Genomic DNA, 18,397 nt, shown 5'->3' on the forward strand with positions numbered 1-18,397 from the left:
AGGCGATGGGCGCAGCATGCATCGCCTCCATGGAGCCTTTGCGCAGGGTGTATGGAGAGTGCGTGGAGATTGTGTGGGCCGCTGCTTCAACTCACCCGGCGCAAGGGCAGGCACAGGCTCACCCGCACCCCCTCGGCCACGTTCTCGACACGCAGCTCGCCGCCATGCAGTTGCATCACTTCGGCCACGAAATTCAGGCCCAGGCCGGTGCTCTTACGCCCGCTGGCCGGGCGTGGCAGGGAGTAGAAGCGCTCGCTGACACGGCCCAAGGCATAGTCGGGAATGGCCGGCCCCTGATTGAACAGGCTCAAGGCGGCGCGCTGGCCGTCGCGGCTGAGTTCGAACAGCAACGTACCGCCTGGGGGAGTGAAGTCCAAGGCGTTGTCCAGCAGGTTGCTCAACGCCTGGCGCAGCAGGAAAGCATCACCCCATACCCGTGCTTCGGCCGGCACCTGCTGACGTACCTGCACCCCGGCCGAAGCGATGCGCGGCGCGTGGGCCGACAGCAGTTCGTCGAACACCTCGCGCAAGGTCACCTGCTGCTCGTCTTCCAGGCGCTGCATCTGCTCGACCCGCGCCAGGTCCAGCAAGCGTTCGATCATCTGCTGCAAACGCTCGCTCTCGCCCTCGATGTTGCTGGCGAAACGCGCGCGCTGCGCTGGCGGCATGTCGCCCTGCAACAGTTCGGCAGCGCCGCGAATCGCCGCAAGCGGGCTTTTCAGCTCGTGGGTCAGGGTGTGCACGTAACGCTCCACATAGGCCTTGCCTTCGAGTTCGGTGCGCATGCGCTCCACGGCATGGGCCAGCTGCGCCAGTTCGCCGCCCTTGTAATGGGGCAACTCGGCGCGCTCGCCGGCGCTGACGGTCTGTGCGTAACGGGTGAGCCTGCGCAGCGAGCGCGCCAGCCACCACGACAGCGCCGCGCCGACCAGCAACCCCAGCGCGATCAGCGCCAGCCCCAGGGTGAAGAGGTGGCGCTCGGAACGGTCGATGTAGGGTTGCAGCGAGCTGTTGGGCTTGGCCACGGTCACCACACCGATGATCTGCCCTTCGTCGAGAATGGGCGCGGCCACATGCATCACCGAGCTGCTCTCGTCGCGCTCGTCGCTGCGCGTGGAGCGCGCGCCGTACTGCCCGCGCAGGGTCAGGTACACATCGTTCCAGCGCGAATAGTCCTTGCCCATCGCCTCGCCGCTGGAGTCGAGCAGCACCACGCCATGGGCGTCGGTGACGTAGATGCGGTGGCTGACCTGGTGCTTGCCCAAGCCCCAGATCTGCGCCTCGGGGCTGCGCAGGCCGTAGGCTTTCAGCACCTCGGGTAGACGGCCTTGGGCCAGCGTGCCGGCCTTGAGGTCGTCGTGGAGGATTTCGGCCAGCAGGTTGGCGGTGTCGACCAGCGTCTCTTCCGACGACTGCCGCACCACCGGACGAATCTGCTCGCGCACGGTGCTGAGCAGAAAATAGCCGGCCAGCCCGACGAACAGGAAATACACCAGGAAAATACGTATCCCCAGGCGCATTCAGGCCTGCTCCGGGCAATAGCTGTAGCCCAGGCCACGGTGGGTCTGGATCGGTTCGGCAGCTCCGGCCACCTGGCGCAACTTGGCGCGCAGGCTCTTGATGTGGCTGTCGATGGTGCGCTCGTACCCCACGTCGGCGGCGACGCCCAGCGCATCGAGCAGCTGCTCGCGGCTGAACACCCGCTGCGGCTGCTCGATCAGGCATTGCAGCAGGCGAAATTCGTGGCGGGTCAGGGCCAGGGGCTGGCCGTGGTAGGTGATCTGCATGCGCAGGGTGTCGAGGTGCAGCGGCGCTGTCTTGATCGGTTCAACGGCGCTGTCTGCGCGCGGCGCCATGCGTTTGAGGATGGCGCGCACCCGCGCCGTGACTTCGCGCGGGCTAAAGGGCTTGACCACATAGTCGTCGGCGCCGATCTCCAGACCCACCACGCGGTCGATCTCGTCGTTGCGTGCGGTGAGAAACATCACCGGCACCTCGGTGAAGCGGCGCAGTTGCCGGCAGGTGTCGAAGCCGGTGATGTCGGGCAGGCCGATGTCGAGGATGATCAGGTCCGCCGGCTGCGCGCGCTGGCGATCGACGGCGGCGCTGCCCAGGGTCACCCATTCGGTGCTGTGGCCATCGGCTTGCAGCGCGTAGATGAGGGTGTCGGCGATGGCGGCTTCGTCTTCGACGATGAGGATGTGGGGCATGTCAGGTGTCTACCGGTGCGCTGCACGTCGCAGCAGATCCCATGCTTTATCACGGATCTGCTGGCACATGCAGCCCGGCGTGGTTTAGCAGCTCGGTTTGCCCGCCGTGTATTTCTCGGCCGGGTTGATCGCCGCCTTGAACTCGCGCAGGGCTTTGGCCCCGATCAGCAGCGGATAGTTGAAGCTGCTGCGGTCGACCAGGTTGACCTCCACGGTGCGTTTCACTTCGCCCAGGCACAGCTCCAGGTCGACGACCGGGCGGCTCGAGGTCTCGGGCGAATCGCCTTCGCTGTCCTCTTCGGTGCGGTTCTTGATTTTGCTGATGCGCGCGACCTTGTGTTCGTAGACCTTGCCGTCGGCATCCTCGGTGGCCAGGCGGAAGCGCACCCATTGCTCGCCATCGCGGGTGAAACGCTCGATGTCCTTGGCCGACAGGGACGCGGTGTAGGCGCCGGTGTCCATCTTAGCTTTGAAGGTCTGGCCGATGTCCGAGACGGTGATGTTCTCGTAACGGCCGTACAGGGTGGGTTCGGCGGCGAACGCTGGCAGGGCCATCAGCGACAAGAGGGCGAGCAGTGGTTTCACGGGGCAGGCTTCCTTGAAAGGGTTGCAGGCTTAGAGTACCGAGACCTTAGAGGTTCGGCGCGCCCTTGGCAAAAACATAGTCTGAAACATTTACGCGCCATAACCGTCTCTGCACATTTGGCGGATGGCACCTCGCTGCTTATCATTGCGCACTGCCACTTTCCTACAACAAGGTTCACTTATGCGTCGCCTGCTGACCGGCACCTGTGTCGCCCTTCTGCTGCTGCTCAACACCTTGGTGCTGATCGTCCCGCTGCTGATCTGCGCGCTGACCAAGCTGGTGCTCAAGGGCCGCTACCGCGATTACGCCTCCGCCGGAGTGATGTGGGTGGCCGAGACCTGGGCCGAGATCGACAAGCGCATTTTCGCAGCCTGCGTACCGACCCAGTGGGACATACGCGGCGCGGAAAACCTGCGGCGCGATACGTCGTATCTGACCATCAGCAATCACCAGAGCTGGGTGGATATTCCCGCGCTGATGGAGGCGCTGAATCGGCGCACGCCGTTTTTCAAGTTCTTCCTCAAGAAAGAGCTGATCTGGGTGCCGTTGTTGGGGTTGGCTTGGTGGGGGCTGGATTATCCGTTCATGAAGCGGTACAGCAAGGCGTTTCTCGCCAAGCATCCAGAGCTGAAGGGCAAGGATCTGGAAATCACCAAGGCGGCGTGTGAGCTGTATAAGCGCCAGCCGGTTAATGTGGTGAATTATCTGGAAGGAACGCGGTTTACGGCGGCCAAGCATGCGCAGCAAGGCTCGCCTTATCGGTACTTGCTGAAGCCCAAGGCGGGGGGCGTTGCGTTCGTGTTGGCGGCGATGGGAGCGCAGCTGGATGCGTTGTTGGATGTGACGATTGTGTATCAGAGCAATCGGGCGCCAGGATTCTGGGATTTGTTGAGCGGTAGCATCTCGCGGGTCATCGTAGACATTCAAGTGCGGCCCCTCGAGCCGACGTTGTGGGCTGGGGATTACGAAGGCGATCCGGCGTTTCGTCAGCATGTACAAGAGTGGGTAAACCAGCTGTGGCAGGAAAAAGACGCGTGCATTGGCAGGCTACGGGATGAGCTGAAATGAGACAGTCATGCCTTCCTGAGAAAGACCTAGTAATTATGTCAGTTGGCAGGCTGTTAACAAACCCATAATATTTTCTAAAAGCCCCTCGCAGCGGTGTGAAGGGTACGGCATTGCGCGCTCTCCCATAAAATAGGGAATTACGCACATTAAAAAGTTAATAAAATTTTTAGACAGCGCCCCACGCGTGATACGCACAAAACTGATTGAGCGGCGCTGCATATTGAGGAAGTTTGACCAAGCATCAGCAGAATAATAAATAGCGAATCATGATCTACTAGCGAGCATTTATAAATCTTGGTATTGGCTTGGCTTATACGTTACGAATACTCGGACCTCACCTGTTTCAGTGGCAGAAACCTCGACGCTGGCGGACCTCCTACATCCGGTGCGCAGGTATTCACAATCACGTTCGCCTGCTTCAAGGCAAGGGCCGTATTGGACCGACCGCTCCATGTGCAACCCGCCCATACGGCGCCGTAAGCCTCAAGAGAATCAATAGCCATGGCCCACTCCTTCAGCATCGAGAGACGCTCATGAACTCGAACCACGTTTTCTATCGCCATGATCGAATGACTACGATTAAAAACGATTTACTAGACCGTTCGATCTTTGAACACAGCCATGCGCTACTTGGTGAAATTCAAACAGGCATAAAAGACTCTATCAACCTATTGACAACAGATTACGCAGGCTCTGTAGCTGTTGTAATGAGTGCAGCAGCCGACGAAAGGCATAGTTATTCGCCCTATGGCAATGCTTGCACGCTCCCGTCGTCCAATACCTTGTTGGGCTACAATCAGGAATGGATAAATTCGCACGGCTCGTATTTTTTAGGCAATTATCGCCTCTACTCGCCTACGTTGATGCGTTTTTGTTCGCTTGATACATGGGCGCCCTTTGGCAAGGGTGGAATCAATCCATATTCTTATTGTGCAGGCGACCCCATCAATCGCAGCGATCCCACTGGCCACATGCCGAAATCGATGTATGCAAGAAATAAAAAAATGCCTCATAGGTATCGAGTTGAAATGCATGAATCTGGGCGCCTTAAGTCACCACTAGGCGTCTTTGGCAAGAAAGGGATGGGTGATGTTATGGAAACGCTGATCAAATACTTACCCCCTCAAGATCTTACTAGACTTTCGCTTACGTCGACCTCCATGAATACATTGGTTCAAGCGACCTCTGAGAGGTTAGCCCATACAGGGATACAAGGCAAAAACCCATTACTCTTTCTTGGGGCGATTTCCGACAAACGATTGGCCAAACGACTTCCTGGCGTCTCTAGACGCGCGCTCAATCTTATAATACCCGAACTGCCCGAGCCTAGCCTTGATGATCGCATCAGATATCGCGTGCTGGAGGACAGAGAAATTGAAATTGATTCACTCAAGAAAGGCTATCATGTATTTAGTCAAACTACAGGCCGCCGCAAGGCACTGCGAGACTTACGTGAAACCGACGGCGATATCACATTGGCACCGTGGGAACGTGGATTTATCAGGCGCAATTCGATTTAGTCCAGTGGAAATCGCCGTGATGTTCGCAGGGCTTTTGTCAGCTATCCAGGGCGCCTTGAATCAAGGAATCATTTGAAACAAACGAGGTCGTACCTTTACCCGTCAACCTTGCCTTAGTGATGCCCGAATGTAGTGGTCTACCAATCACGGACATGCATTTAGCCGAGAACGCTCGCCACAGAGAGGGTCTGATGACCAAGTAACGCCGTACCTTCCTCCGAGTTCAAGCACATAGCAGCCTGCCGGGTGCTCGATCAAGGCTACAGTTGCCCAGAGGCCGCCAGATCTCTCTATGTAGGTGAGAGTTTATTGCGGCGCTGGGTTACCCAGTTGCAGCTGGAGCGCAGGGGCGTTACGCCCACTGCCAAGGCGCTTACGCCGGAGCAGCAGACCATTCAGGAGCTTCAGGCCCGTATCAACCGCCTAGAGCTTGAGAAGAAAATATCAAAGGAGGCCACTGCGCTCTTGATGGCCGAGGAATACGGGCGCAGACGTTGAAGTCGATTCGGCGGTTGGCAAAGCACTACCCTATTCAACTGTTGTCTTCAGTCTTCGAGCTACCCCGGTCTTGTTGTTACGCCCACTTGGCCCGGCGGCGTCATATCGATGCCCGCCGAGTGAACCTGCGCAGTCGTGTCAACGAGCTGTTCAACCAAAGTCGTGGCTCAGCGGGCAGCCGCAGTCTGGTTGCCATGCTGCGGGATGAAGGCGTCAACGTCGGGCGTTTCAGAGTCAGAAGATTGATGAAGGAGCAAGGGCTGATCAGCAAACAGCCCGGTTCTCATGCGTACAAGAAGGCCACGGTCGGGCGACCCGACATTCCCAATGTGCTTGATCGCAAGTTCACCGTGGCTGCGCCGAACAAGGTCTGGTGCGGCGACATCACGTATATCTGGGCAGAGGGCCGATGGAGCTATCTGGCGGTGGTCTTGGACTTGTACAGCCGCAGAGTGGTGGGTTGGGCGATGTCCGCCAAGCCTGATGCTGAACTCGTCGTCAAAGCGCTCGACAGGGCTTACGAGATGCGTGGCAGACCACAAGGCGTGCTATTTCACAGCGCCCAGGGCAGCCAATATGGTAGCCGGAGTTTCCGCCAGCGCCTCTGGCGCTACCGGATGATTCAGAGCATGAGCCGCAGGGGAAATTGTTACGACAATTCGCCCATGGAGCGGCTGTTTCGTAGCCTGAAAACGGAGTGGGTGCCGACAGTCGGTTACATGACGACAGCGTTGGCCGAGCAGGACATCGGCCGCTACCTCATGCAGCGGTACAACTGGATAAGGCCGCATCAGCACAACGGTTTCGTACCGCCGGCGGTTGCGGAAGAAAAACTCAATTTTGTGTCCGGGAATTGTTGACCACTACAACTGAGGGGCGGGCATCACTCACCTGTCCTGTTTGCAATGTCCTGGATTATACGGAAAAAGAAGCCCCTCCTTATAGCAGGGGCTTCAGTCGACAGCTCACATCACGCCGCACTGAACGTCTTATGCGGGTCAATCACAAACTTCTTCGGCACACCCTTATCGAACTCGCCATACCCATCCGGTGCCTTGTCCAAACTAATCACCTCGACCCCCACCACTTCAGCGATGTTGATCCGGTCCCACATGATCGCCTGCATCAGCTGACGGTTGTACTTCATGGTCGGGGTCTGCCCAGTGTGGAAGCTGTGCGATTTCGCCCAGCCCAGACCGAAGCGTACGCTGAGCGAGCCTTGCTTGGCTGCGGCATCCACCGCGCCTGGGTCTTCGGTTACGTACAGGCCAGGGATACCGATCTGGCCAGCTACACGAGTCACCTGCATCAGCGAGTTGAGCACCGTGGCCGGGGCTTCGTGCTTGGCGCCTTCATGGCCGTGGCCACGGGCTTCGAAGCCGACGGCATCCACAGCACAATCCACTTCCGGCTCGCCGAGGATGTCGACGATCTGCTCGTGCAATGGGGTGTCTTTCGACAGATCGACCACTTCGAAGCCCTGCGACTTGGCGTGGGCCAGGCGCAGTGGGTTGAGGTCGCCGACGATCACACAGGCGGCTCCGAGCAGACGCGCGGATGCTGCGGCGGCCAGGCCGACCGGGCCGGCACCGGCGACATAGACGGTGCTGCCTGGGCCTACGCCTGCGGTAACGGCGCCGTGGTAGCCGGTTGGCAGAATGTCGGACAGGCAGGTCAGGTCACGGATCTTCTCCATGGCCTTGTCGCGGTTGGGCAGTTTCAGCAGGTTGAAATCGGCATAGGGCACGAGCACGTACTCGGCCTGGCCACCGGTCCAGTCGCCCATGTCGACGTAACCGTAGGCACCGCCTGGGCGGGCCGGGTTGACGGTCAGGCAGACGCCGGTGTGCTGTTCCTTGCACGAGCGGCAGCGGCCACAGGCGACGTTGAAGGGTACGGACACCAGATCACCGATCTGCAGACGCTCGACGTCGCTGCCCTTCTCGATCACTTCACCGGTGATTTCATGGCCCAGCACCAGGCCGAGCTGTGCGGTGGTACGGCCGCGCACCATGTGCTGGTCAGAACCGCAGATGTTGGTGGAGACCACCTTGAGGATCACACCGTGGTTGATCTTCCTGCCACGCGGGTCTTGCATCTTGGGGTAGTCAATCGTCCGTACTTCGACCTTGCCAGGTTCGATGTACACCACTCCGCGGTTACCAGACATGCTCATACCTCGCTTGATTTGTACTTATGTCGCGTTGGGTAGCGCCGTCCTCCGTGGACAGCATGTGTTGCTGGAACTGATCGGGCCAGGCAGCCCGTTGAGCTGGGTTCGATTGTGGTCTTGTCGAAGGGGGTGGCCCTGACTGGAAGCGACAGGGGGATGTCTTTTTACGTCAAGGTTGGGTTGGGTTTGAGGTGCGGCGGGGCGTTATGGGAATGCAGTTTCATTCCTGCCGAGGCATCAGAGGACACCAGGTCTGAGTTGCGGGATTTTTTGATGGTTTTGGAGTGTCTGGGTTGGGGCGCTGCGTCGCCAATAGCGGTTGAAGCCGCTTGCGTCTGGCGCACAACTTTGCCAGGCACCTGAAGGCTTCACGATGGCGCGTACCATTCAAAGTAATCTGTAGGGCTTGGACGAAAAGCGCAAAGCGATTCGCGTCGATTTGTATTCTCTGATTGCAGGACCATACAGATCGCCATTTAGCCTGCCGGCTGAACTCTACACAAATGGCTATGTGGGGCTAATCAGCCATTTTGCGAAAATGTCGTCCTGCGCTGCATTCCTCGTGCTCATACCTAACATAAATGTCAGTTGCGGCTCGACGTAAAATCATCAAACCTGAGCTTCCAAGCTTACGTAATTTTCCCGTGACTTAGGATTGAACAGCTTACTTACCTGGAGGCACCATGAAAACGGTGATAACTTGCTACTCACCCTATGGCCAAAAAGAATTCAGTGGTGAGATTCTGGGGTTCAATAGGTACGTACGGTCGATTAAAAATACATACGCGCTCGGCAACGGACATCGCTTGCTAAGCTCGGTATTAATGCGTTTTTCGTCCCCTGATACACTAAGCCCTTTCAAAGAGGGGGGACTGAATAGCTACGCTTATTGTAGCGGTGATCCAATCAACCGTAGTGATCCAACAGGTCATTTTTTCCAGTGGATTTTAAAGCGCAACAAGCCAACCTACTTATCCAATCACTATCCGAAAATCTTGAAACGCGAAATCGCCCTTGTCAGAAAAATAGAAAACTCAACTGGCCAGGACCCTAGACGTCTCGTTACTCAGGCGTCCGACGTGACCAAGGCAGGCGTGGGCGTAGAACAAAAATATGTGTTGACCAAGGGCAATCAGCTCATTGTTGCTGCATCGGGAGATAAAAAGTCCTCGAACTATATATCGCACCCCACATTGGCAGAACTCGCTGCCAGCAAAAAAGTCATCAGCGCGGGTACCTTCAGAACTGGCAGCCTAGGCGAAGTCTTTATCTACAATCGATCAGGGCATTATCGTCCCACATTCGATGATTTATCCACTGCTGTAGAAAAATTTAGAACGCTGGGGTTCGAGCCCAGCGCTGTCGAACTGACTTTTTAAATCCTGAAGTCCTGCACGGACCTGCAAATCTGCGCACGTAATCGGGGTGCGTACTTCAGTGGTTTATACATCCAGTGTCACACTTTGGAGCTTTTGATCATTTGACAAAATCGACCTGTTTTAGAGCACCACTGTCCGATTAGCATTTAAGAACACCCGCCGTTCGATGTGGTACCCCACCGCCCGCGCCAAGGTCTGGCACTCGATGTCGCGCCCTTTGGCGATCAGATCTTCGGGGTAGTGCGTGTGGTCCACCACCTCCACGCCCTGGGTGATGATCGGCCCTTCGTCCAGGTCGTTGTTGATGTAGTGCGCCGTGGCGCCGACCATCTTCACGCCCTTGTTGTAGGCCTGGTGATATGGCTTGGCGCCCTTGAAGCCGGGCAGCAACGAGTGGTGGATATTGATCGCCCAGCCGTCCAGCCGCCGGCACAGCTCCGGCGACAGCACCTGCATGTAGCGCGCAAGGACCACCAGCTCGGCACCGGTGTCTTCGATCACCTGCAACACCTTGCGCTCTTGCCCAGCCTTGTCCTTGGGGTCGAGGGCGAAGTGGTGATAGGGAATCTTGTGCCACTGCGCCAGGTGTTCGAGGTCGGGGTGGTTGGACACCACCGCGACGATGTCCATGCCCAATTGGCCGATGCGTTGGCGATACAGCAGGTCGTTCAGGCAGTGGTCGGCCTTGGAGACCATGATCACCACCTTGGGGCGGTGGTCGGGCGCCGTCAGCTCGAAGGCCATGCCGAAGCCCTCGCTGCGCTCGGCCAGGCCTGCGCGGAATGCCGCTTCGTCGAAGCCGTCCGGCTGGCGGAATTCGACGCGGATGAAGAAGCGCCCCGACAACCGATCGTCGAAAGAATGGTGTTCGGTGACATAGCAGCGTTGCTCGAACAGGTGCCGCGTCACGACATCGACGGTGCCGAGCATGCTCGGGCAGTCGGCGGTGAGGATCCAGGTGTCCGGTGCCCGACTCATGCGCGTTCCCCTTAGGCTTCGATGGCCAGACCGTACTCGGACGAGGCGTCTTGCAGCCACATCCACCAGTAGTCGGCGAAGCTGCGGCGGATCACCAGCTCCCAGCTTTGCTCGCCGGTACGGCGAATCACCAGCTGCGATTTGGCGAAGACGGTGCCCACACCCTTGCCGACCGGGAAGTTGTTCGGATGCACGTCGTAGCTGGTGGACTTCATCAGCACGTCGCGCACGTTGGGGCCGTGCAGTTCCAGCAGGCTCTGCCCGCCGCTGACGTTGACCACCTGGATGTGCAGGCCGGCGGCGGCATCGCGCAGTTTCTGCTCGAAGGCCACTTCTTCGCCTTGCGGCACGATCAGCAGCCATTCGTCCGGGCCCATCCATTGCAGCGAGGTGTCGCCGCTGGAAACCACTTTCAACGGACTGGGCAGTTCCAGGCCGACGGCCATCTGCACGGCGCTGGCGAAGGCGGCGTCGTGGCCGTCGCCGCGAAGGGTCAGGTGGCCGAGGAATTTGCGTTCACGCAGCGTGACGCCGGCATTCTGCCGGCCTTTGCCGACCAGGCTGCGCAGATCGGCGTGGTGCAGCGGCGACTCGGCCTTGGCGGAGCCGCTGGGGTTTTGCTCGAAAACGTTGATGGCGCTCATGGGTTACCTGCCTTGAATTCTGTGGGGCGCATGGACTGCGGGGGCAACACTGGAACCGATAGGAGCGGCTGGACCGGCGTACCGGTCGACCGAGACGGGGATGGTGGATTCACCGGCCTCATCGCGGCTGAAGCCGCTCCTACATTGATCGTGTTGCCTGTCCCGCAGCGTGTGCTGGCCGGGCTTAGACGTTCTGCTGCTCGCCCTTCGGATCGAAGAACACCGAAGACACGATTTCCGCCTCGATCACGCTGCCATCGGCCTGCGGGGAATAGACCCGCTCGCCCATGCGCTTGAGACCGCCCTTGACCACACCCATGGCGAACGAATAGCCCAGGGAGTTGAACGCGTAGCTCGACGTCACGTGGCCCACCATGTCCATCGGGATCGGCTGGTTCGGGTCGTTCACCAGCTGGGCGCCTTCCGGCAGCCAGACCTTCGGATCGACCGGCTTCAGGCCGACCAGTTGCTTGCGGTCTTCGCGCAGGCAGTCTTCGCGGTTCATGCCGCGCAGGCCGATCCAGGGGAACGGCTTGTTGCGGCCCACGCACCAGCTCATGTTGAGGTCGTCCGGGTTCATCGAGCCGTCGGTGTCCTGGCCGACGATGATGAAGCCCTTCTCGGCGCGCAGCACGTGCATGGTCTCGGTGCCGTACGGGGTCAGGTTGTACTTCTTGCCGGCCTCGACGATCTGCTCCAGCACGCCCATGGCGTAGTTGGCCTGCACGTTGACTTCGTACGACAGCTCGCCGGTGAACGAGATGCGGAACACCCGCGCCGGTACGCCGCCGACGTTGCCTTCCTTCCAGGTCATGAACGGGAGGGCGTCCTTGTCTAGGTCGATGTCGGTCAGTTCGGCCAGCAGCTTGCGGCTGTTGGGGCCGGACAGGGTCATGGTGGCCCAGTGGTCGGTCACGGAGGTGAAATACACCTTCAGGTCCGGCCATTCGGTCTGGTGGTACAGCTCCAGCCATTGCAGCACACGGGCGGCGCCGCCGGTGGTGGTGGTCATGATGAAGTGGTTGTCGGCGACGCAGGCGGTCACACCGTCGTCGAAGACCATGCCGTCTTCCTTGCACATCAGGCCGTAGCGGGCCTTGCCCACGTCGAGCTTGGTCCAGGCGTTGGTGTACACGCGGTTGAGGAACTCACGGGCGTCCGGGCCCTGGATGTCGATCTTGCCCAGGGTCGAGGCGTCGAGCAGGCCGACGCTGGCGCGCACCGCCTTGCACTCGCGCTCCACGGCGCGGTGCAGGTCTTCGCCAGGCTTGGGGAAGTACCAGGGACGCTTCCACTGGCCGACGTCTTCGAACTCGGCATTGTTCTTCACATGCCAGGCATGCAGGGCGGTGAAGCGCACGGGCTCGAAGATGTGACCGCAGTGCCGACCCGCTACGGCGCCGAAGGCCACCGGGGTGTAGTTGGGGCGGAACATGGTGGTGCCCATCTGCGGGATGGTCACGCCGATGGAGCGTGCGGCGATGGCCAGGCCGTTGATGTTGCTCAGCTTGCCCTGATCGGTGCCGAAGCCCAATGCGGTATAGCGCTTGACGTGCTCGACCGACTCGAAGCCCTCGCGGGTGGCCAGCTCGATGGCCGCAGCGGTGACGTCGTTCTGCTGATCGACGAACTGCTTGGGCGCACGGGCCGTGCCTTTGTCATGCGGCACCTGGAACAGTGCCACGGTGGCCTCTTCCTGGCGCGAGACGGTTTTCGGCAGGCTGCCGGTGGTGGGCTGGAAACCGGCCTCGGTGGCTGCGCGTACGCCGCCTTCGAAACCGTCGGCCAACGCATCGCCCAAGGCGTACACGCCGTTGATGCCACCGACGCACACGCGTTTCTGCGGTGCATCGCCCGGCACGAAGCCGAGGATGTCGTCGCGCCACACCGGACGGCCACCCAGGTGGGAGGCCAGATGGACCACCGGGCTATAGCCGCCGGAGCTGCCGATCAGGTCGCATTCGAGCCATTCGCCAGGGCTGGTGACCTTGTGCGCCACCGTGTCGATGGCCGCGACACGCGCGCCGGTGACGTGCTTGGTGCCTTTGGCTTCGATGATGGCGCTGGAGGTGAGGATGCGGATGCCTTTGGCACGTGCTTCCTCGACCAGCGAACCACGCGGGTTGTGCCGCGCATCGGCGATGGCCACCACTTGCAGGCCGGCGTCGTGCCAGTCCAGCGCGGCGCGGTAGGCGTAGTCGTTGTTGGTCGACAGCACCAGTTTGCGGCCCGGCGCTACGCCATAGCGGCGCACGTAAACCGAGATGGCGCCGGCGAGCATGTTGCCCGGCACATCGTTGTTGCCGTAGACCAGCGGACGCTCGTGGGCACCCGTGGCCAGCACGACGCGCTTGGCACGGACACGGTGCACACGGTGGCGTACCTGGCCCAGCGGCGCGTGGTCGCCGAGGTGGTCGGTGAGGCGCTCGTGGATGGTGAGGAAATTGTGGTCGTGGTAGCCGTTGACCGTGGCCCGTGGCAGCAGGGTCACGTCGGGCAGGCCCTGCAGCTCGGCGATGACGCTGGCGACCCACTCGGCGGCCGGTTTGCCGTCGAGGGTTTCACGGGTGTCGAGCAGGCTGCCACCGAACTCTTCCTGTTCGTCGGCGAGGATCACGCGGGCGCCGCTGCGGGCGGCGGCCAGCGCAGCCGACAGGCCGGCAGGGCCGGAGCCGACGATCAGCACGTCGCAGTGCTGGTTCATGTAGTCGTAGGTGTCGGGATCGTTCTGCAACGGCGAACGGCCCAGGCCTGCGGCCTTGCGGATGTACTTCTCGTAGGTCATCCAGAAGGATTTGGGGTACATGAAGGTTTTGTAGTAGAAACCGGGCGGCATCATGCTGCCGCCGACCTTGCCCAGAATGCCCATCATGTCGCTGTTGACGTTCGGCCAGCCGTTGGTGCTGGTGGCGACCAGGCCCGAGTACAGCGGCTGTTGGGTCGCGCGCACGTTCGGGATCTGCGTGGCTTCGCTCGAACCCAATTGCAGGATGGCGTTCGGCTCTTCGGTACCGGCGGCGATGATGCCGCGCGGGCGCGAGTATTTGAAACTGCGGCCGACGATGTCGACGCCGTTGGCCAGCAGGGCGGCGGCCAGGCTGTCGCCGGCGTAACCCTGGTAGCTCTTGCCGTTGAAGGTGAAGTTCAGCACCTTGCTGCGGTCGACGCGGCCACCGCTGGAGAGGCGATAGGTCTGGCTCATGCGTTTTCTCCCCGTTCGTTGACGGCCGCCGATTTCGCGGGTGTGTGTTCGCGCGCGGTCACCTTGGGCTGTTCGCCGATCTTGTAGGTTTCCAGGATCTCGTAGGTCTCGGTGTCGCGGGTCATGTTGAAGTACTGGCGGCAGCCGGCGACGTGATCCCACAGTTCATGGTGGATGCCGCGGAAGTTGTCGCGGAAGAACATGTAGGTGCCCCACTCTTCGTCGGTGCAGGCAGCCGGGTCCAGCGGGCGGGCGATGTGCGCCTGGCCAGCCGGGTGGAACTCTTCCTCGGAGCGCAGCTCGCCGCAATGGGGACAGAAAATGTGCAACATGAAGGTTGTCTCCGAATTAGTGGGCGACGGCCGCAGCGCCGTGTTCGTCGATCAGCGCGCCGTTGTAGAAACGGTCGATGGAGAACGGCTTGGCCAGCGGGTGCATCTCGCCTTTGGCCAGGCTCGCGGCGAAGACGTTGCCCGAACCGGGCGTCGCTTTGAAGCCGCCGGTGCCCCAACCGCAGTTGAAGAACAGGTTCTTGACCGGGGTCTTGGAGATGATCGGGCAGGCGTCCGGGCAGGTGTCGACGATGCCGCCCCACTGCCGGTTCATGCGCACGCGCGAGAGGATCGGGAACATCTCCACGATCGCCTGCATGGTGTGCTCGATCACCGGATACGAACCGCGCTGGCCGTAGCCGACCCAGCTGTCGATACCGGCGCCGATCACCAGGTCACCCTTGTCGGACTGGCTGATGTAGCCGTGTACGGCGTTGGACATGATCACGCTGTCGATGATGGGCTTGATCGGTTCGGAAACCAGCGCTTGCAGCGGGTGCGACTCGAGCGGCAGACGGAAGCCGGCCAGCTTGGCCATGTGCCCGGAGTTACCGGCGGTGACCACGCCGACGCGCTTGGCGCCGATGAAGCCCTTGTTGGTTTCCACGCCGATCACCGCGCCGTTTTCCTTGCGGAAGCCGATCACTTCGGTCTGCTGGATCAGGTCGACGCCCAGGGCGTCGGCGGCACGGGCGTAGCCCCAGGCCACGGCGTCGTGACGGGCCACGCCGCCACGGCGCTGGATGGTCGCGCCGAGGATCGGGTAGCGGGTGTTCTTCGAGCAGTCCAGGTACGGGATCTCGGCCGCCACCTGCTCGGTGTTGAGCAGCTCGCCGTCCACGCCGTTGAGGCGGTTGGCGTTGACCCGGCGCTCCGAATCACGGATGTCCTGCAAGGTGTGGCACAGGTTGTAGACGCCGCGCTGGGAGAACATCACGTTGTAGTTGATGTCCTGCGACAGCCCTTCCCACAGCTTCATGGCGTGCTCGTAGAGCTTGGCCGATTCGTCCCAGAGGTAGTTGGAACGCACGATGGTGGTGTTACGGGCGGTGTTGCCGCCGCCCAGGTAACCCTTCTCGATCACCGCCACGTTGGTGATGCCGTGTTCCTTGGCCAGGTAGTAGGCGGTCGCCAGACCATGCCCGCCACCGCCGACGATGACCACGTCGTAGACCTTCTTAGGGGTCGGCGTGCGCCACATGCGCTGCCAGTTTTCGTGGTGGCTGAGGGAGTGCTTGAAGAGGCCGAAGCCTGAGTAACGTTTCATGGTGTCTTGCTCCCTCAGCGGTAAACCGGGAAATCGGCGCACAGGTCGGAGACGCGCTTGGCCACGTCGGCTTCGATGTCTGCGTCACCCAGGTGATCGAGGATGTCGCAGATCCAGCCGGCCAGGAGCACGCATTCGGCGACCTTGAAGCCACGGGTGGTGACGGCCGGGGTGCCGATGCGCAGGCCCGAGGTCACGAACGGCGATTGCGGATCGTTGGGTACGGCGTTCTTGTTGACGGTGATGTGGGCACGGCCCAGGGCGGCGTCGGCGTCTTTGCCGGTCAGGCCCTGACGGATCAGGCTGACCAGGAACAGGTGGTTGTCGGTGCCGCCGGAGACCACGTCGTAGCCGCGCTCGACGAACACCTTGGCCATGGCCTGGGCGTTGTCGATCACTTGCTGCTGGTAGGCCTTGAAGCCTGGCTCCAGCGCTTCCTTGAAGCACACCGCCTTGCCGGCGATGACGTGCATCAGCGGACCGCCCTGGGCGCCGGGGAATACGGCGGCGTTGAGCTTCTTCTCGATCTCTTCGTTCGACTTGGCCAGGATCAGGCCACCGCGCGGACCGCGCAGGGTCTTGTGGGTGGTGGTGGTGACCACGTCGGCGAACGGAATCGGGTTGGGGTACAGGCCGGCGGCGACCAGGCCGGCGACGTGGGCCATGTCGACGAACAGCAGCGCCCCGACCTTGTCGGCGATGGCGCGGAAACGTGGGAAGTCGAGGGTTTTCGAGTAGGCCGAGAAGCCGGCGACGATCATCTTCGGCTTGTGTTCGACGGCCAGGCGCTCGACTTCGTCGTAGTCGATCAGGCCGGTGGTGGTGTCGATGCCGTACTGCACGGCGTTGTACAGCTTGCCCGAAGAAGAGACCTTGGCGCCGTGGGTCAGGTGGCCGCCGTGGGCCAGGCTCATGCCCAGGATGGTGTCGCCGGCTTGCAGCAGGGCCAGGTACACAGCGCTGTTGGCCGAGGAACCCGAGTGCGGTTGGACGTTGGCGTAGTCGGCGCCGAACAGCTGTTTGGCACGTTCGATGGCCAGCGCCTCGACCTTGTCGACGTGCTCGCAACCGCCGTAGTAACGCTTGCCTGGGTAGCCTTCGGCGTACTTGTTGGTCAGACCGCTGCCCTGGGCCTGCATCACACGTTTGCTGGTGTAGTTTTCCGAGGCGATCAGCTCGATGTGGTCTTCCTGACGCTGTTCCTCGGCATCCATCGCCGCCAGCAGTGCATCGTCATAACCCTGGATCTGGTCTTGCTTGCTGAACATCGTGTATCTCCCGGCAGCGATCGTTTTTTGTCTTGAGGGTTCAATGACCCTTTGTGGCGATGGTATGGCCGGGACGGGCGAATCAGATGCCTGCGCACGCCTTGCAATGGCGCGTTTACGACATTGCCGAACGGAACCTTTTTTGCCGGGGCTGTGCCTGGGTGCCGCACGGATGGTTTAGAGTGCTGGCTGCCTCGCTCACAGGACAAGGCCATGCCAGATAACAGCCAACAATTTGCCAGCGATAACTATTCGGGCATCTGCCCAGAGGCCTGGGCCGCCATGGACCGGGCCAACCAGGGCCATGAACGCGCCTACGGCGACGACCAATGGACGCAGCAGGCTGCCGACCATTTCCGCCGCCTGTTCGAAACCGACTGCGAGGTGTTCTTCGCCTTCAACGGCACTGCGGCCAACTCGCTCGCCCTGGCGTCGCTGTGCCAGAGCTTTCACAGCGTGATCTGCTCGGAAACCGCCCACGTCGAGACCGACGAATGCGGCGCGCCGGAGTTCTTCTCCAACGGCTCGAAGCTGCTCACGGCGCAGACCGTGGCCGGCAAGCTGACGCCCGAGGCGATCCGCGAAGTCGCGCTCAAGCGCCAGGACATCCACTATCCCAAGCCGCGCGTGGTGACCCTCACCCAGGCCACCGAAGTGGGCACCGTCTACCGTCCCGACGAACTCGCGGCGATCAGCGCCACCTGTAAGGAACTGGGCCTGCACCTGCACATGGACGGCGCACGCTTCACCAACGCCTGCGCCTTCCTCGGCCATTCGCCGGCCGAGCTGACCTGGAAGGCCGGGGTCGACGTGCTGTGCTTCGGCGGCACCAAGAACGGCATGGCGGTGGGCGAAGCGATCCTGTTCTTCGACCACGACCTGGCGCGGGACTTCGACTACCGCTGCAAGCAGGCCGGCCAGCTGGCCTCGAAGATGCGTTATCTGTCCGCGCCCTGGGTGGGCATCCTGGAAGACGGCGCCTGGCTGCGCCATGGCACCCACGCCAACCACTGCGCGCAGCTGCTCGCCTCGCTGGTCAGCGACTTGCCTGGTGTGGAACTGATGTTCCCGGTGGAGGCCAACGGCGTGTTCCTGCAAATGCCGGAAGCGGCGCTGGAGCGTCTGCGCGAACGGGGCTGGCGCTTCTACACCTTCATCGGTAGCGGCGGCGCGCGGTTCATGTGTTCGTGGGATACGCGGGAAGACCGCGTACGGGAACTGGCGGCGGACATCTGCGCGATCGTCGCGGGCTGAGACACTGCCTGGGATCGT

General features: G+C 61.1%; 15 protein-coding genes. 5 read left to right on the forward strand and 10 right to left on the reverse strand.

Translation table 11 applies throughout. The features are described 5' to 3' along the window. Positions 1-86: 86 nt before the first annotated feature. The 3 genes from creC to AA0Z93_RS05565 all read right to left on the reverse strand — a co-directional run bounded on the left by creC (position 87) and on the right by AA0Z93_RS05565 (position 2,795). Positions 87-1,520, reverse strand: coding sequence for a two-component system sensor histidine kinase CreC (creC, locus tag AA0Z93_RS05555; RefSeq protein WP_413046032.1), 1,434 nt, complete (start codon positions 1,518-1,520; stop codon positions 87-89). Next, positions 1,521-2,210 (reverse strand): two-component system response regulator CreB, encoded by a 690-nt coding sequence (gene creB, locus AA0Z93_RS05560; RefSeq protein WP_413046031.1) that lies wholly within the window; start codon positions 2,208-2,210, stop codon positions 1,521-1,523. Between the two features lie 84 nt (positions 2,211-2,294). Further along, positions 2,295-2,795: an ATP-dependent zinc protease gene (locus AA0Z93_RS05565; protein WP_413046030.1), complete on the reverse strand. Its 501-nt coding sequence runs from the start codon at positions 2,793-2,795 to the stop codon at positions 2,295-2,297. A gap of 181 nt (positions 2,796-2,976) precedes the next feature. Between AA0Z93_RS05565 and AA0Z93_RS05570 the strand changes: the two genes are divergently transcribed. From AA0Z93_RS05570 to AA0Z93_RS05580, 3 genes are all read left to right on the forward strand, one after another. Continuing rightward, positions 2,977-3,864: an acyltransferase gene (locus AA0Z93_RS05570; RefSeq protein ID WP_413046029.1), complete on the forward strand. Its 888-nt coding sequence runs from the start codon at positions 2,977-2,979 to the stop codon at positions 3,862-3,864. Positions 3,865-4,397: 533 nt separating this feature from the next. Then, entirely contained in the window at positions 4,398-5,384 is a 987-nt protein-coding gene (locus AA0Z93_RS05575) for an RHS repeat-associated core domain-containing protein (RefSeq protein WP_413046028.1), read from the forward strand. Positions 5,385-5,615: 231 nt separating this feature from the next. Next, positions 5,616-6,742, forward strand: a protein-coding gene (locus AA0Z93_RS05580; RefSeq protein ID WP_413048343.1) for an IS3 family transposase whose coding sequence is annotated in 2 segments (ribosomal slippage) — positions 5,616-5,829 and positions 5,829-6,742 — 1,128 coding nt in all. Because the reading frame shifts where the segments join, the coding sequence is not laid out codon by codon here. 110 nt (positions 6,743-6,852) lie between these two features. Here AA0Z93_RS05580 and fdhA read toward each other — a convergent pair. Beyond that, a complete protein-coding gene (fdhA, locus tag AA0Z93_RS05585) occupies positions 6,853-8,052 on the reverse strand; it encodes a formaldehyde dehydrogenase, glutathione-independent (protein WP_413046027.1) in 1,200 nt (399 codons plus the stop codon). 686 nt (positions 8,053-8,738) lie between these two features. Between fdhA and AA0Z93_RS05590 the strand changes: the two genes are divergently transcribed. Beyond that, positions 8,739-9,434, forward strand: a complete 696-nt coding sequence (locus AA0Z93_RS05590) for an RHS repeat-associated core domain-containing protein (protein ID WP_413046026.1) — start codon at positions 8,739-8,741, stop codon at positions 9,432-9,434. Between the two features lie 120 nt (positions 9,435-9,554). Here the strand turns inward: AA0Z93_RS05590 and purU are convergent, their stop codons facing one another. From purU to AA0Z93_RS05620, 6 genes are all read right to left on the reverse strand, one after another. Then, positions 9,555-10,412, reverse strand: a complete 858-nt coding sequence (purU, locus tag AA0Z93_RS05595) for a formyltetrahydrofolate deformylase (protein ID WP_413046025.1) — start codon at positions 10,410-10,412, stop codon at positions 9,555-9,557. A gap of 11 nt (positions 10,413-10,423) precedes the next feature. Beyond that, positions 10,424-11,056 carry a sarcosine oxidase subunit gamma gene (locus tag AA0Z93_RS05600; RefSeq protein WP_413046024.1) on the reverse strand — a complete coding sequence of 211 codons (633 nt, stop codon included), beginning with the start codon at positions 11,054-11,056 and terminating at the stop codon, positions 10,424-10,426. Positions 11,057-11,240: 184 nt separating this feature from the next. After that, positions 11,241-14,258, reverse strand: coding sequence for a sarcosine oxidase subunit alpha (locus AA0Z93_RS05605; RefSeq protein ID WP_413046023.1), 3,018 nt, complete (start codon positions 14,256-14,258; stop codon positions 11,241-11,243). After that, positions 14,255-14,590: a sarcosine oxidase subunit delta gene (locus AA0Z93_RS05610; RefSeq protein WP_413046022.1), complete on the reverse strand. Its 336-nt coding sequence runs from the start codon at positions 14,588-14,590 to the stop codon at positions 14,255-14,257. Before AA0Z93_RS05610 ends, AA0Z93_RS05605 begins: the two co-directional genes overlap by 4 nt. 16 nt (positions 14,591-14,606) lie before the next feature. Next, positions 14,607-15,857: a sarcosine oxidase subunit beta family protein gene (locus AA0Z93_RS05615; protein ID WP_296266392.1), complete on the reverse strand. Its 1,251-nt coding sequence runs from the start codon at positions 15,855-15,857 to the stop codon at positions 14,607-14,609. 14 nt (positions 15,858-15,871) lie between these two features. Next, on the reverse strand, positions 15,872-17,125 hold the full coding sequence (locus AA0Z93_RS05620) for a serine hydroxymethyltransferase (protein ID WP_413046021.1): 1,254 nt from the start codon (positions 17,123-17,125) through the stop codon (positions 15,872-15,874). A 213-nt stretch (positions 17,126-17,338) separates the two neighbouring features. Between AA0Z93_RS05620 and AA0Z93_RS05625 the strand changes: the two genes are divergently transcribed. Next, positions 17,339-18,379 (forward strand): threonine aldolase family protein, encoded by a 1,041-nt coding sequence (locus AA0Z93_RS05625; protein WP_413046020.1) that lies wholly within the window; start codon positions 17,339-17,341, stop codon positions 18,377-18,379. The last annotated feature ends 18 nt before the right edge of the window (positions 18,380-18,397 follow it).

Source organism: Pseudomonas phoenicis (assembly GCF_047302395.1).
Taxonomy (GTDB): domain Bacteria; phylum Pseudomonadota; class Gammaproteobacteria; order Pseudomonadales; family Pseudomonadaceae; genus Aquipseudomonas.

Excerpts from the sequence above, each read along its gene's own strand:
- creC (WP_413046032.1), bottom strand. The coding sequence starts at position 1,520 with ATGCGCCTGGGGATACGTATTTTCCTGGTGTATTTCCTGTTCGTCGGG.
- creB (WP_413046031.1), bottom strand. The coding sequence starts at position 2,210 with ATGCCCCACATCCTCATCGTCGAAGACGAAGCCGCCATCGCCGACACC.
- AA0Z93_RS05570 (WP_413046029.1), top strand. The coding sequence starts at position 2,977 with ATGCGTCGCCTGCTGACCGGCACCTGTGTCGCCCTTCTGCTGCTGCTC.
- AA0Z93_RS05575 (WP_413046028.1), top strand. The coding sequence starts at position 4,398 with ATGAACTCGAACCACGTTTTCTATCGCCATGATCGAATGACTACGATT.
- fdhA (WP_413046027.1), bottom strand. The coding sequence starts at position 8,052 with ATGTCTGGTAACCGCGGAGTGGTGTACATCGAACCTGGCAAGGTCGAA.
- AA0Z93_RS05590 (WP_413046026.1), top strand. The coding sequence starts at position 8,739 with ATGAAAACGGTGATAACTTGCTACTCACCCTATGGCCAAAAAGAATTC.
- purU (WP_413046025.1), bottom strand. The coding sequence starts at position 10,412 with ATGAGTCGGGCACCGGACACCTGGATCCTCACCGCCGACTGCCCGAGC.
- AA0Z93_RS05600 (WP_413046024.1), bottom strand. The coding sequence starts at position 11,056 with ATGAGCGCCATCAACGTTTTCGAGCAAAACCCCAGCGGCTCCGCCAAG.
- AA0Z93_RS05605 (WP_413046023.1), bottom strand. The coding sequence starts at position 14,258 with ATGAGCCAGACCTATCGCCTCTCCAGCGGTGGCCGCGTCGACCGCAGC.
- AA0Z93_RS05610 (WP_413046022.1), bottom strand. The coding sequence starts at position 14,590 with ATGTTGCACATTTTCTGTCCCCATTGCGGCGAGCTGCGCTCCGAGGAA.
- AA0Z93_RS05615 (WP_296266392.1), bottom strand. The coding sequence starts at position 15,857 with ATGAAACGTTACTCAGGCTTCGGCCTCTTCAAGCACTCCCTCAGCCAC.
- AA0Z93_RS05620 (WP_413046021.1), bottom strand. The coding sequence starts at position 17,125 with ATGTTCAGCAAGCAAGACCAGATCCAGGGTTATGACGATGCACTGCTG.
- AA0Z93_RS05625 (WP_413046020.1), top strand. The coding sequence starts at position 17,339 with ATGCCAGATAACAGCCAACAATTTGCCAGCGATAACTATTCGGGCATC.